This window comes from Phycisphaeraceae bacterium, assembly GCA_019454185.1.
Lineage (GTDB): Bacteria > Planctomycetota > Phycisphaerae > Phycisphaerales > UBA1924 > JAHBWV01.
Map to the genome: position 1 here is coordinate 1,467,692 of CP075368.1, position 12,054 is coordinate 1,479,745.

Sequence of the window (12,054 nt, forward strand, 5' to 3'; positions counted from 1 at the left end):
CCCCGTGTGGGTGACATCGGCGGCGGTCATTGGTCCACGAAAGCGGGCGACCGGGATCGAACCGGCGACATTCAGCTTGGGAAGCTGACGTTCTACCGCTGAACTACGCCCGCGGCGGGTGGAGTGTATGCCGGGTGGTGAGGAGCCGCAAAGGTGTGGGTGTATGGGTGGGTGGAACGAAAGGCACCGCCGAGCTTGCGAGCTTTTTGCGTCATCGCTTCATTGCCTGTGTGTGTCGATCAAGGATGATGATGGCTTGGATCCATCGACGGACCCGCTCGATGCCGCGCACGTGCGGCGGGATAAGCCCCACATGGTGGGTCATTTCCAGGCGTGCAAACACACGCTCGATCACGCGCCGGAGTGACAGCAGGCCCCTGCCGAAGCCCGTCATGCTCTGCTCCAGCATGTCGATGGCTCGACGGCGGTCCGGATGCGTTCCGGACCGCCGCACGCCGCGACCCACGCGGCAGTCCTTCCGCGGAACCACCAGTTGTCCGCCCTTGCACGCGCAGAGTTCATAGAGCTTCACGCTGTCGTAGTTCGAGTCGGCCAGCACATACCCGTTCAACTCCATGTCTCGCATCATCCGCTTGGCCATCACTGCTTCATGGCAGTGCATGGGCGTGAGACGCCAGGAGACGATCGAGCCCGCGAGATCGCAGATCGCATGGAGCTTGTAGCCGCGCAGTCCCCATGCGCCGAAGGTCGCGGTCCGGTCTCCGGAGTGCGAGGCGACGCGCAGGGCCTTGCCGTCAAGAGCCAGCACCAACGCTCCCGATGCAGAGACCAGATTCTCCGCCTCCGCCGCGGCAAGTAACGCCTGGACGCTGGTGGTTCTCAGCCGCCGGCTCATCCTGCTTGGCGAGGGCAATCGACCACGCCGCCACAACGGCCATGCATCGCGTCGGCACGCCCAGGAGGTGGGTCGTCGGTGCAAGACGGCCCAGAGAAAGGTCAGCACGATGTCCGCATCGGTGAAGGTGAAGCGACCGCCACGCGGGCTCCGATCCAGCTTCCGCACGCTCGCCGCCAACACCCTCCAACTCGCGTTGTCCATGCTCGGTCTCCTGTCTGGCAGCTCCACCAGTGGGACCGAGCATGGCATGAGCCATCAGATCGCGCAAGTCTCCACAATGGAAACACTTGGAACACATGGCGCAAAATGCTCTTGCGCTCGGGGCTCCCTTCGAGGCGGCACTGACCCAAGCGGGTTCGTGGCATGCGGGGACACGTGTCGACTCACAAGTACTCGGGGAGTTGACCCATGTCGGATCCCTTGCGCTTGACGAGGCCGAACCAGACGAGGAGGAAGAGCGGGTAGCCGAGCCCCATGGCGGCAGCGAAGGTCATGCCGAGCATGTTGCCCATGCGAGATTGCGGCGAGTTGAACTGCTGCGCGAACGGGTTGTTCGGATCGGCCTGAGCGGCCCACGCGATGTTCTCTTGCTGGAGTTTCCATTGGATGACGAGGCCGGTGATGGCGAGAGGGATGCCGATGCACGCGTAGACGAGGTGGAGCGGGCGGCCGACGGGCTTGCGGGCGACTGTCACGGCCCCGGCGATGAGGAGGAGGATCGCGTGGAGCAGTCCGAACCCTGCGTATGCCATGGTGCCGATGTTGGGCTGGTACGCCGGTGGGAGGTCCTGGCCCTCCGCCACGTTGCCCATGAGTTGGCCCATGAAGGGCATGACGGCGAGGCCGCAGCCGCCGCACACGAGCCCGAGGGTGCCGAAAACGATGCTGATGATGCCGATGACTTTCGGCCAGACAGGAGGGTCCGCGGGGAGGTCGATGAAGTCAGGGGATTGCGGGGCTGGCGTGCCTGGTGTGTGGCTCATTGAGTGACCCCCGTGTCTGCCGGCGAATCCTCTCTCGATGCGGGAGCGGCGGCTACAACTGGTTGAGGAACCGGATGTCGTTCTGGTAGAGCAGGCGGATATCCGGGATGCCGTATTTGCCCATGGCCAGCCGTTCGATGCCGAATCCGAAGGCGAAGCCCGTCCACTCTTCGGAATCGATGCCGCACGCTTGCAGGACGGCGGGATCGACCATGCCGCAGCCGCCGAGTTCCATCCATCGTTCGGGCTGGTCGGGTCGGAGGCGGATCTTCATGTCGAACTCGGCGGAGGGTTCGGTGAAGGGGAAGAAGGAGGGGCGGAGGCGGACGTCGGCGTTCGGCCCGAAGTAGGCGCGAGCGAAGTGCAGGAGCGTGGACTTGAGGTCCTGCATGGTGACGCCCCGGTCGATGTAGAGCCCTTCGATCTGGTGGAACATGAAGGAGTGGGTCGCGTCGACGGTGTCGGGGCGATAGACGCGTCCGGGTGAGACGATCTTGATGGGTGGACCGCTGCGTTCGGCGATCATGCGCTCCATCGTTCGGATCTGCACGGTCGAGGTCTGGGAGCGGAGCATGCGAGGGCGTGTCGTTGTGCGGGGATCGTCGACGTAGAAGTTGTCGATGGGCTCGCGGGCTGGGTGGTTCGGGGGGATGTTGAGCTTGATGAAGTTGTGCTCGTCGTCTTCGAGTTCCGGTCCGTCGGCGACCTGGAAGCCCATGCAGGCGAAGACATCGACGAGTTCGTCGCGGACGCGCGTGATGATGTGGCGGCGGGCGACTGTCTCTGAGCGGAGCAGGCCGGGCTCGCTGAGATCGATCATCGGGCCTGAGGCTGCGGCGGCTCCTGCGCCGAGCGCGGCCTTTCGCGAATCGAAGGCGGATTCGAGCGTGGACTTCAGCGCGTTGAGACGCTGTCCGACAGCGGGCTTGTCGGCCGGGGGCACGTCCTTCAGACGGGGCATGAGGGCCTTTAGTTTGCCCTTGGGGCCGATGTATGCCTGGCGCCAGGATTCGAGCGTGTCGGCGTCGGAGGCGGCGGCGAGCTCGGCGAGCGCGCCGGATTCGATCGACTCAATCTCTGCGAGCATGGGGTTGGTCTCTTGTGTCGCGCGAGCGGGGGGTGCGGCTCAGCGCGGCGCGGCGTTCGGGTTTGATGGGCGGGGGAGCGTCTGGGCCGTGGGACCGGCGGGCGCGTGCTCGATCTCGGGAGCATCATCGTCGGGGTTCATGGCTCGATCTGTCGGTGAGTAGGCGTGCGGATAGGTCTTGTAGCAGTTGTCCTTTGAGCGGCAGCCGACAAGCGAAGACGCGGAGAGGGCGATGCATCCGAGGATCACGCCGAAGGATCTTGCGGTCCGGGTGGACATGGTTGCGACCCCGGTCAAGTGCCGCGACAAGCGGCTGTTGGCGGCATTGTACGCGGAAGATGGAAAGCACAACGCCCGCACGGCGTGTGCGGGCGTTGGGGTGGACATGTGATTGCACTCGATCGCAAGATCAGGTGCCAGACCAGTCGCGGGATCAGGCGGAAGCGGCTTCCTTGCGGACCTTGGCGGCGTAGGCGGTGCGCTTGTCTGCGATGCGGCGGCGGGTGCTGGGCTTGCCGCCGATCTCCGGGCCTTGCTCGTTTCCGACGAGCTGGATGACGCAGAGTTCACCGGCATCGCCGAGGCGTGCGCGTCCGAGCTTGACGATGCGGGTGTAGCCACCCGCGCGATCCTGGTAGCGAGGTGCGATGTTGTCGAAGATGTGCTTGACGATCTTCGGTGCCTTGCGGAGCTCGCCGTAGCGGTTTCGCTCGACCTGGCTGGACTCGGGCAGGTTGAAGAACTGGCCGGAGAAGTCGCGGAGCTTTTCGACGTGCTCCTTCTCGGCGTCGGATGCGTTCTTGGGGAGGTAGAGCCACTCGAAGCCGCGACGGTCGCCACCGAGCTTGGCGATGACCATGCGTCGAGAGTGAAGGTCTCCACGCTTTGCGAGCGTGATGATCTTCTCGACGAAGGGCTGTACGGCCTTGGCGCGGGGGACGGTGGTGGTGACCTGTCCGTGCTCGAAGAGACCCGCGGCGATGTTGCGGAGGGTCGAGAGTCGGTGGGCTGTGGTACGGCCGAGCTTGTATCCGGCCTTGCGATGGCGCATCGGAGAGACTCCAGAGGTCGATCATGAAAGCCCGGCGGCGGGGCCGACGGGCCTTGATACTAGGCGTCGATCGGGCGAACGAGGAGTTGCCTCGGCCGCGTGGAAGGGGCGAACAGTTCCCTGCTTTGCCCACTGGGACTCGGGACGATTACTTCTGAGGCGGCGAGTACCCCTCGGGGAGGGCGATGCCGAGGTCCAGGCCGATGTCCTGGAGCTTGCGCTTGACCTCTCGGAGGGATGTTCTGCCGAAGGAGCGGAGTTTGAGGAGATCGGTGTCGGTCTGGGTAACGAGCTGTGCGACGTGCTCGATGCGTGCCGACTCGAGGCAGTTGGAGGCCCGGACGGAGAGGTCGAGCTCCGACACGGGGGTGTTGAGCTTGCGGATGAGTTCCTCGTCGACTCCGGCGGCTGCGGCGGCCTCGTCGGAGACGCGGTCGGAGCCGAGTTCGAAGTACTGGACGAAGGGGTTGAGGTGCTTTCTGAGGATCTTGGCGGCCTCGACCATGGCCATGTCGGAGGAGATGGTGCCGTTGGTCCAGATCTCGATCGTGAGCTTGTCGTAGTTGGTGCGCTGTCCGACGCGTGTGTCCTCGACCTTGTAGCGGACGCGCTGGACAGGGGAGTAGATCGCGTCGACGTGGATAAGGCCGATTTCCTGCTCGTCGGCCTTGCCGTACTGCTCGGTCGCGGGGACGTATCCGCGGCCCTTGGCGACGTGGAGTTCCATCTCGAAATCGACCTCGCTGGTGAGCGTGGCGATGACGAGGTCTTTGTTGACGATGGTGACGGAGGGGTCGCCCTCGATCAGGTCGGCGGTGACATCGCCGGGGCCCTGGGCCGCGAGGCGGAGGGTCTTGGGCTCGTCGGAGTCCATGCGGACGACGAGGTTCTTGACGTTGAGGATGATGTCGGTGACATCTTCCATGACGCCGGGGAGGGAGGTGAACTCGTGGGTTGCGCCCTTGATCTTGACGGCGGTGACGGCGGCACCTTCGAGCGAGGAGAGGAGGACGCGACGGAGTGAGTTTCCGATGGTTGTGCCGAAGCCGCGTTCGAACGGCTCGACCGTGAACCGGCCGTAGACCTCGCTGCGGAACTTGGAATCGGGAGCAACACGTGTGGGCAATTCAAGCCCGCGCCAACGAACCCGCATGGGTGTGACCTCTGCTATCCAGCGGACGCCTTGATGACGCGCGGTGTTCCGATTCTCGGCTCGTGACGGGCCCGCTGGAACCCGTTGTCCTTCTGCTCGGATGCCGCATGAACGAAGCGTTGGGCACGGCTCTCGTCGTGCCCGACGTGTGATGACGGATCAGACGCGGCGGCGCTTGCGAGGACGACAGCCGTTGTGGGGAACGGGCGTGCGGTCTTCGATGGCGGTGACGCGGAGGCCTGTGGAGACAAGGCCGTTGACGGCGGATTCGCGTCCGGCGCCTGCGCCGGTGATGCGGACCTCGACCTCGGTCATGCCGATCTTGCGGACCTTCTGGCCGCACTGCTCACCGGCACGCGTGGCTGCGAAGGGGGTGCTCTTGCGAGTGCCCTTGAATCCGATGGTTCCGGCGGAGTCCCACGCGAGGGCCTCGCCGTTCATGTCGGTGATGGTGACGATGGTGTTGTTCTGCGTCGCGCGAACGTGGGCGATGCCACGAACGACGTTCTTGCGAATCTTCTTGACCTTCTTGGCCATGACAACCTCTGTGTGCGGCGCACGCGTGCGGCGTGAGGGCGGGTGCGGATCGGATGATCAGGATTACTTGGCCTTGACGCTCTTCTTGCCGGCGACGGTCTTCTTGCGACCCTTGCGAGTGCGGGCGTTGGAGCGGGTGCGCTGGCCTCTGGCGGGAAGGCCCTTGCGGTGGCGCTCGCCTCGGTAGGACTTGATGTCCTTGAGGCGTTGCACGTTCTGCTGGACCTGGCGACGGAGGGCACCCTCGACGAGATAGCCGCCGTCGATGATCGCGTTGATCTGCGCGATGGCGGTCTCGGTGACCTCGTTGGCGCGCACGTCACCATCGACACCCGCTTCTGCGAGGATGTCTGCGGCGAACTTGGGGCCGATCCCGTGGATGTACTGGAGGGCGTAGAGGATCTTCTTGCGATCCGGAACGTCAATACCTGCGATACGGGGCACTCGTGCGCTCCTGCTAAAAGATCAGAGACTCAGCCCTGAACCTGCTTGTGCTTGGGTTCCGCCTTGCAGATGACCCGGACCTTGCCCTTGCGGCGAACGATCTGGCAGCTGCCACAGACTCTCTTGACACTCGACCGAACCTTCATGGCCCACCTCCGACACCGGCATGACGCCGTGTCCGACACGCCACGGGAAACTCTCGACACTTCTGGATCAACCCCGAAACGGGATCGATCCACCCCCACTGCTACGCCCGTGGGACGCAACAATAGGCCAATCCGATTGGCCGGGCTGGGATGTTAGACCTGGTCTGCCAGGAAGTCACGTCCAAGATTGGGGCCTGATCGGGCCTGTTCCCGGGGCGATGCCTGGCCGGCTCGCCAGCGGGGCTGGTGATCAGTGCCGGTACGTGATTCTGGCCTTGGAGAGGTCGTATGGGGTCATCTCGACGGTGACGCGGTCGCCGGGGAGGATGCGGATGTAGTTCATGCGCATCTTGCCGGAGACGTAGGCCAAGACCTCTGTCTTCTGCTCGTTGGGCAGCCGGACCTTGAACATGGCGTTTGGGAGCGCCTCGGTGACCACCGCATCAAATGTAAACTTGTCGTCCTGCTTTGACATACTTGCCCGTGTGCTCGGAAGAGTGAAGATCGATCGGCGAGTGCCGCATCAGATCGGCGCACCGGTGAGCATCCGATAGCCGCCTCGAACAATAGCCACCATTCGCTCCTCATGGCAGCCGACGGCGTTGTCAGCGGCGAGAACCGTCCATCCGTCGGAGCCGGTGATGGTCTTGGCGTTGCCACGGACGAGGATCGGCTCGACGGTAAGAACCATGCCTGGTCTGAGTATGAAGTCTTCGTTCGGGCTGAGGGGGGACCCGGCGTTCAGGAGCGGAGCACGCGGCGGCTCGTGCAGTGCCCTTCCGATGCCGTGTCCGGCGTATGGCTCGACGAGACGTGTGTCGGTCTCCCCCACTGCTTTCGCGACGGCTTGGACGATCGTCGACCACGCGATGCCGGGCTCCATCATTGTGATTGCCAGCTTGAGGATCTCGAGCGTGCGGGCGTGAAGCTCGCGGTGGTGATCCGGCACGGGGTCGATGAGGACTGTTCGTGCGGCATCTGCGCACCACCCGTCGAGGGTCAGGCCAAGATCGACCGAGACCACATCGCCGGGGCGCAGCAAACGCTCTCCTGGGATTCCGTGGACGAGTTCGTTGTTGATCGAGACGCAGAGGTGGCCGGGGAAGGGCGGGCGACCGTCGGGCCCTTTGTGGCCGAGGAAGAGCGGGGATGCACCCGCGCGTTTGATCTCTTCTCGCGCGATGGCGTCCAGATCGCGTGTGATGCAGCCGGGGACGCAGGCGGACGCGATGCGATCGAGCGCGGCCCAGCACGCGCGGCCTGCTCGCGCGAGCGCGTCGATCTCGCTGTCGGAGCGGAGGTGTATCGCCATGGCATGATGCGCGTCGGCGGCTTGCGTCAGGCGCGGGGGCCGCGGATTCGAGGCGCGTTGCCCGCGCTGTCTCCACCGAGGAAGCCAGCGTAGTTTCGCATCAGCAGGTTCGCTTCGATCCTCTGGAGGAGGTCGAGACTGACGGAGACCACGATGAGCAGGCCGGTGCCGCCGAGGAACTGTGCGACGGACCAGTCGATTCGCATTGAGGTTGCGATGACCTGCGGGAGGATGGCGATGATGACGAGCATGCCAGCACCGACGAAGGTGATGCGTTCCATCACGGATTCGAGGTATTCGGCGGTGCGGGGCCCGGGCCTCAGGCCTGGGATGAACGAGCCGTGCTCTTTGAGCTGCTTGCTCATCTCCTCGGGATTGAACTGGATGGTGATCCAGACATAACTGAAGAAGAAGATGAGGATCGCTTCGAGGACAACGAACAGGAACTGGCCGGCGGTGAGGTTTGCACCGAGCCACTGGAGCGTCTGGGTGAAGAAACCGATGTTGCCGGCAGCGCGGAGCTGTTCACCGAGTCCGGAGATGAGCACCTGGGGGAAGATCATGAGGGAGGAGGCGAAGATGACGGGCATGACGCCGCTGTGGTTGACGCGGAGCGGGAGATAGGAGCGTTGGCCTCCGAAGACGCGGCGGCCTCGCGTGTGCTTGGCCTGTTGGACGGGGATTCGTCGCTGTGCGACGGTCATGAGGACCGCGCCCATGATGACGCCGACAAACCCGAGCGCGAGCAGGATGATGCTCATCCAGTCGAGCTGATTCGGATCGGACGGATTGAAGTTCTCGATCAGCCACTTCACGGCGTTGGGCATGCCCGTGATGATGCCGGCGGTGATGATGAGCGAGACACCGTTGCCGATGCCGTGTCGGTCGATCTGTTCGCCGAGCCACATCAGGAACATGGTGCCGGCGGTGAGCATGGAGATTGCGGTGACCCACCACATGGGGTTTCGGACCCACATGGGATCGACGCCGCCGACGCCCGGGCGAGAGATGAACATCAGCCATCCGATGGCCTGGAAGACGCAGAGCACGAGGGTGGCGTACCTCGTCCACTCCATGATCTTCTGGCGGCCGGTGGGGCCTTCTTCCTGGATCTTCTTGAGCGCGGGCGAGACGGCCGTGAGGATCTGGAAGATGATCGACGCGGAGATATAGGGCATGATGCCCAGTCCGAAGATCGTGGACTGGGAGAGAGAGCCGCCCGCGAACATGGCGACGAAGGATGCGGCCTTCTTGGCTGCGGAGCTCTCGCCTCCCTGGGTGGCGAAGTACTCGCTCAGCGCGCCGGTTTCGATGCCCGGAAGCGGGACCCAGTACCCGATGCGGTAGACGGCGAGCATCGCGAGGGTGAACAGGATTTTGTTCCGCAGTTCCGGTATCGAGAAGATGTTTGCGATGATCTTGAACATCGTGATTCCGTGATGGATCTTCTGTTGGTCGTCCCTGACGCGTGCGAAACGTCCCTCTGACGGACAAGACGCCGACCCGGTGGGTCGGCGTCCGCCGGATGGGTCATGATGGTAGGCCCAGATCGCTGCCGATCCGTGGGCTCATTCCTGTGCTGCTTCCTGAGCGGCCACTGCGGCCTTGCCTCGCGAGTTCGCGCCTCGCTTGAGCTTCTTGGTGAGCTTCTTGGGCGACTTGTCCTCGGCGTTGCGATCAACGCCCCGGACATGATCACGGCGGGTGCCCGTTTCGTGGACCTTGCCACCTGCGCCCTCGATCAGGCGACGAGCGGACATGGAGACGCGGCTGGCGGTGACGTCGAGCTTGGACTTGAGTCCGTCCTCGCCGATCGAGCCGAGGATCTTGAGGTCTCTGGATGTATCGCGGACCAAACCGGCCTTGATGAGCGTGTCGATATCGACTTTGCCGCCCTTTGCGAAGGCGGGGTGACGGACAATATCGGCGAGGTTGACGATCCAGAACTCGGTCTTGAACTGGGCGTTGGTGAAGCCGAACTTCGCCAAGCGGCGGAAGTATGGCATCTGGCCACCCTCGAAGCCACGTTTGGCGGCGTCGCCGGAGCGTGAGCCCGCACCCTTGTGGCCACGACCGGCCTGCTTGCCCTGGCCGGAGCCGTGTCCGCGTCCGATGCGCTTGCGCTTCTTGCTCTTTCCGGCAAGTGAGGTGATGTCATGGATCATCATGGCCGGTCACTCCTTCGATCGTCTGTCTCTGCGATTGCTGTCTGTATGGGAAGGAAACGGAAGGGCTGTGGTATCGGTGTTCAGGCGTTCTCAGCGGGTGGCGCGGATGCGTCAGCTGCAGGAGCTGGGCTGTCGCTCTGCGGGCCGCGTCCACGGCCACCACGACCGCCGCCGGGTCCGCCACGACCGCCACGGCCGCCGCGGCGGTCCTGGCCGATGGTGTTGACGGGGCCGCGGGCTTTCTCGCCGGTGGATACGGGCATGAATCGCTTGCCCTTCTCGATCATGCTCTCGATGTGTGTGGTGTCGAGTTTGACGCCTCTGAGCGTGGCGATCTGCTCTGCGGTGCGAAGGCGACGGAGTGCGTCGAAGACGGCCTTGACGGTGTTGGTCTTGTTGGTGGAGCCGTAGCACTTGGTGAGGCAGTCGGTGATGCCCGCGATCTCGAGGATCGAGCGGACGGTGCCGCCTGCGACGACGCCGGTTCCGGGAGCGGCGGGGATGAGCCGCACTTTGGATGCGGAGAAGGTGCCCTCGACCTCGTGCGGGATGGTCGTTCCGACCATGGGGATCGTGACGAGAGCCCTCTTGGCGTACTTCTGGGCCTTCTCAACGGCGTTGGGTACTTCGTTGGACTTTCCATAGCCGAAGCCGACCTTGCCGCGCCGATCGCCGACGACAACGAGCGCACCGAAGGAGAATCGACGGCCGCCTTTGACAGTCGCTGAGGTGCGACCGACGGCGATCGTCGTGGAATCCATCTGGGAGGACTGCTCGAGAAGGTCTTGCATGGGGTCTGCTCTGCGAGGTGTGGATCTTCGTTTGGTGCGATACGTTGAGTGAACGGGCGGATCAGAACTTCAGGCCGGCCTCACGAGCGGCGTCGGCGAGTGCCTTGACGCGGCCGTGATACCGGAAGCCGTTGCGATCGAAGACAACCGCGGAGACGCCGGACTGCTTGGCCTTTGCGGCCAGGCGGGACCCGACATCGGCGGCGGACTTCGTGTTGCCAGGGGTGCCAGCGGCATCCTTGTCACGCGAGGACGCGGCGACGATGGTCGTGCCGTCCAGGTCGTTGATGAGCTGGGCGTAGATGTGGCCGAGCGAGCGATAGATCGAGAGGCGCGGACGCTCGGCGGTGCCGGCGACCCGCTTGCGGATGCCGATCTTTCGACGCGTGCGACGCTTTGCCTTGAGTACGTTCTTGTCCATGTGTCCGAACCTCTGGAGAGATCATCCGGCTCAAGCGCCGAACTGCTTGCCCTGCTTGCGACGGATTGTTTCGGTGGTGTACTTGATTCCCTTGCCGTTGTACGGCTCGGGCTTGCGCTGCGACCTGACTCGTGCGGCGAACTCGCCGACCATCTGACGATCAGCGCCGCTGACACGGATGATCTGCTTGTCGACGACGACATTGATGCCCTTGGGGATCTCGAGGAAGATCGGGCTGGCGAGACCGACCACGAGCTTGAGCTTGGTTCCCTGCATGGAGGGGGCCCAGCCGACGCCGTTGACCTCGAGCGTCTTCTCATAGCCGTTCGAGACACCCTCGATCATGTTCCTGAGGATGGCGCGGGTGGTGCCCCACTGCGCCTTGGCGACGCGATCAGCGGCATCCGCGACGGAGCAGACGATCGACTTCTCGCTCTCGGTCCAGGTGACCTTGACGAGCGGGTGGTGCTCGAAGACGAGGGTGCCCTTGGGGCCCGTGATCGAGACGCTGCGTCCTGAGATCGCGACCTTGACGTTCGCGGGGACGGGCACTGGCTTCTTTCCGATCCTTGACATGGCTTGAACTCCGAAACTCAGGCCCTTCTTTACTCAACAACGCAGAGCAGTTCGCCGCCGACACGCTCGGTGCGGCACTTGCGATCGCTCAGCACGCCGCGGCTGGTGGAGACAACGGCGATGCCGAGCCCCTGGAGCGGTCTTGGGATCTCATCGACGGCGGCGTACACACGGCACCCAGGCTTGCTGGAGCGGGTGATCCTGGAGATCAGGGCCTCACCGCTAGGTCCGTACTTCATATGAAGGCGGATGATGCCCTGGCGTCCGTCCTCGATGACATCGTATGAGGTGATGTAGCCCTCGTCGCGAAGGACGTCCGCGATGCCGCGGCAGACCTTGCTGTTCAGGCAGTTCACCGTCTTTGCGCGGTTCCGCAGGCCGTTGCGGATGCGGGTGAGCATGTCTGCGATGGGGTCGCTAATGGCCATGTTTCGTTCCAGACTCGCTGTTTGAAGAGCGTCGATTCGCGATTCGTTCTGCCGTCGCCCCGAGTGTGGGAGCGTCCGGATGACTGTGACTCACATTG

General features: G+C 64.0%; 17 protein-coding genes and 1 tRNA gene. All 18 read right to left on the minus strand.

All coding sequences use genetic code 11. The annotated features are described in order from the left end of the window. Positions 1–41: 41 nt before the first annotated feature. The 18 genes from KF838_06190 to rpsH all read right to left on the minus strand — a co-directional run bounded on the left by KF838_06190 (position 42) and on the right by rpsH (position 11,956). Positions 42–113: transfer RNA gene (locus KF838_06190), tRNA-Gly, on the minus strand. A 98-nt stretch (positions 114–211) separates the two neighbouring features. Beyond that, positions 212–1,060: a transposase gene (locus KF838_06195; protein QYK49437.1), complete on the minus strand. Its 849-nt coding sequence runs from the start codon at positions 1,058–1,060 to the stop codon at positions 212–214. A gap of 182 nt (positions 1,061–1,242) precedes the next feature. After that, entirely contained in the window at positions 1,243–1,842 is a 600-nt protein-coding gene (locus tag KF838_06200; protein ID QYK49438.1) for a hypothetical protein, read from the minus strand. Positions 1,843–1,894: 52 nt separating this feature from the next. Further along, entirely contained in the window at positions 1,895–2,929 is a 1,035-nt protein-coding gene (gene pheS, locus KF838_06205) for a phenylalanine--tRNA ligase subunit alpha (GenBank protein ID QYK49439.1), read from the minus strand. Between the two features lie 39 nt (positions 2,930–2,968). Beyond that, the gene (locus KF838_06210) at positions 2,969–3,208 is read right to left on the minus strand and encodes a hypothetical protein (protein QYK49440.1); all 240 of its coding nucleotides are present in this window, start codon (positions 3,206–3,208) and stop codon (positions 2,969–2,971) included. Between the two features lie 154 nt (positions 3,209–3,362). Further along, positions 3,363–3,980: a 50S ribosomal protein L17 gene (locus KF838_06215; protein ID QYK49441.1), complete on the minus strand. Its 618-nt coding sequence runs from the start codon at positions 3,978–3,980 to the stop codon at positions 3,363–3,365. A gap of 148 nt (positions 3,981–4,128) precedes the next feature. After that, positions 4,129–5,133, minus strand: coding sequence for a DNA-directed RNA polymerase subunit alpha (locus KF838_06220; GenBank protein QYK49442.1), 1,005 nt, complete (start codon positions 5,131–5,133; stop codon positions 4,129–4,131). Positions 5,134–5,292: 159 nt separating this feature from the next. Beyond that, positions 5,293–5,670 (minus strand): 30S ribosomal protein S11, encoded by a 378-nt coding sequence (gene rpsK, locus KF838_06225; GenBank protein ID QYK49443.1) that lies wholly within the window; start codon positions 5,668–5,670, stop codon positions 5,293–5,295. Between the two features lie 63 nt (positions 5,671–5,733). Further along, complete coding sequence (gene rpsM / locus KF838_06230; protein QYK49444.1) at positions 5,734–6,114, minus strand: 30S ribosomal protein S13; 381 nt, start codon at positions 6,112–6,114, stop codon at positions 5,734–5,736. A 29-nt stretch (positions 6,115–6,143) separates the two neighbouring features. After that, on the minus strand, positions 6,144–6,260 hold the full coding sequence (gene rpmJ / locus KF838_06235; protein QYK49445.1) for a 50S ribosomal protein L36: 117 nt from the start codon (positions 6,258–6,260) through the stop codon (positions 6,144–6,146). A gap of 250 nt (positions 6,261–6,510) precedes the next feature. Further along, entirely contained in the window at positions 6,511–6,735 is a 225-nt protein-coding gene (infA, locus tag KF838_06240; protein ID QYK49446.1) for a translation initiation factor IF-1, read from the minus strand. Positions 6,736–6,783: 48 nt separating this feature from the next. Beyond that, positions 6,784–7,572, minus strand: a complete 789-nt coding sequence (map, locus tag KF838_06245; protein ID QYK49447.1) for a type I methionyl aminopeptidase — start codon at positions 7,570–7,572, stop codon at positions 6,784–6,786. 26 nt (positions 7,573–7,598) lie between these two features. Next, a complete protein-coding gene (secY, locus tag KF838_06250; protein ID QYK49448.1) occupies positions 7,599–8,999 on the minus strand; it encodes a preprotein translocase subunit SecY in 1,401 nt (466 codons plus the stop codon). Between the two features lie 141 nt (positions 9,000–9,140). Continuing rightward, positions 9,141–9,740 carry a 50S ribosomal protein L15 gene (gene rplO / locus KF838_06255; protein QYK49449.1) on the minus strand — a complete coding sequence of 200 codons (600 nt, stop codon included), beginning with the start codon at positions 9,738–9,740 and terminating at the stop codon, positions 9,141–9,143. Positions 9,741–9,820: 80 nt separating this feature from the next. Beyond that, positions 9,821–10,501, minus strand: a complete 681-nt coding sequence (rpsE, locus tag KF838_06260) for a 30S ribosomal protein S5 (GenBank protein QYK49816.1) — start codon at positions 10,499–10,501, stop codon at positions 9,821–9,823. A gap of 91 nt (positions 10,502–10,592) precedes the next feature. Then, entirely contained in the window at positions 10,593–10,952 is a 360-nt protein-coding gene (gene rplR / locus KF838_06265; protein QYK49450.1) for a 50S ribosomal protein L18, read from the minus strand. Between the two features lie 30 nt (positions 10,953–10,982). Next, positions 10,983–11,528: a 50S ribosomal protein L6 gene (gene rplF, locus KF838_06270; protein ID QYK49451.1), complete on the minus strand. Its 546-nt coding sequence runs from the start codon at positions 11,526–11,528 to the stop codon at positions 10,983–10,985. A 29-nt stretch (positions 11,529–11,557) separates the two neighbouring features. After that, on the minus strand, positions 11,558–11,956 hold the full coding sequence (rpsH, locus tag KF838_06275) for a 30S ribosomal protein S8 (protein ID QYK49452.1): 399 nt from the start codon (positions 11,954–11,956) through the stop codon (positions 11,558–11,560). Positions 11,957–12,054: the final 98 nt, after the last annotated feature.

What these genes read in the sequence shown, in the direction of transcription:
- rplF (QYK49451.1), bottom strand. Translation starts at nt 11,528, where the DNA reads ATGTCAAGGATCGGAAAGAAGCCAGTGCCCGTCCCCGCGAACGTCAAG.
- KF838_06195 (QYK49437.1), bottom strand. Translation starts at nt 1,060, where the DNA reads ATGGACAACGCGAGTTGGAGGGTGTTGGCGGCGAGCGTGCGGAAGCTG.
- KF838_06210 (QYK49440.1), bottom strand. Translation starts at nt 3,208, where the DNA reads ATGTCCACCCGGACCGCAAGATCCTTCGGCGTGATCCTCGGATGCATC.
- pheS (QYK49439.1), bottom strand. Translation starts at nt 2,929, where the DNA reads ATGCTCGCAGAGATTGAGTCGATCGAATCCGGCGCGCTCGCCGAGCTC.
- KF838_06220 (QYK49442.1), bottom strand. Translation starts at nt 5,133, where the DNA reads ATGCGGGTTCGTTGGCGCGGGCTTGAATTGCCCACACGTGTTGCTCCC.
- map (QYK49447.1), bottom strand. Translation starts at nt 7,572, where the DNA reads ATGGCGATACACCTCCGCTCCGACAGCGAGATCGACGCGCTCGCGCGA.
- infA (QYK49446.1), bottom strand. Translation starts at nt 6,735, where the DNA reads ATGTCAAAGCAGGACGACAAGTTTACATTTGATGCGGTGGTCACCGAG.
- rpsH (QYK49452.1), bottom strand. Translation starts at nt 11,956, where the DNA reads ATGGCCATTAGCGACCCCATCGCAGACATGCTCACCCGCATCCGCAAC.
- KF838_06215 (QYK49441.1), bottom strand. Translation starts at nt 3,980, where the DNA reads ATGCGCCATCGCAAGGCCGGATACAAGCTCGGCCGTACCACAGCCCAC.
- secY (QYK49448.1), bottom strand. Translation starts at nt 8,999, where the DNA reads ATGTTCAAGATCATCGCAAACATCTTCTCGATACCGGAACTGCGGAAC.
- rpsK (QYK49443.1), bottom strand. Translation starts at nt 5,670, where the DNA reads ATGGCCAAGAAGGTCAAGAAGATTCGCAAGAACGTCGTTCGTGGCATC.
- KF838_06200 (QYK49438.1), bottom strand. Translation starts at nt 1,842, where the DNA reads ATGAGCCACACACCAGGCACGCCAGCCCCGCAATCCCCTGACTTCATC.
- rplO (QYK49449.1), bottom strand. Translation starts at nt 9,740, where the DNA reads ATGATGATCCATGACATCACCTCACTTGCCGGAAAGAGCAAGAAGCGC.
- rpmJ (QYK49445.1), bottom strand. Translation starts at nt 6,260, where the DNA reads ATGAAGGTTCGGTCGAGTGTCAAGAGAGTCTGTGGCAGCTGCCAGATC.
- rpsE (QYK49816.1), bottom strand. Translation starts at nt 10,501, where the DNA reads ATGGATTCCACGACGATCGCCGTCGGTCGCACCTCAGCGACTGTCAAA.
- rplR (QYK49450.1), bottom strand. Translation starts at nt 10,952, where the DNA reads ATGGACAAGAACGTACTCAAGGCAAAGCGTCGCACGCGTCGAAAGATC.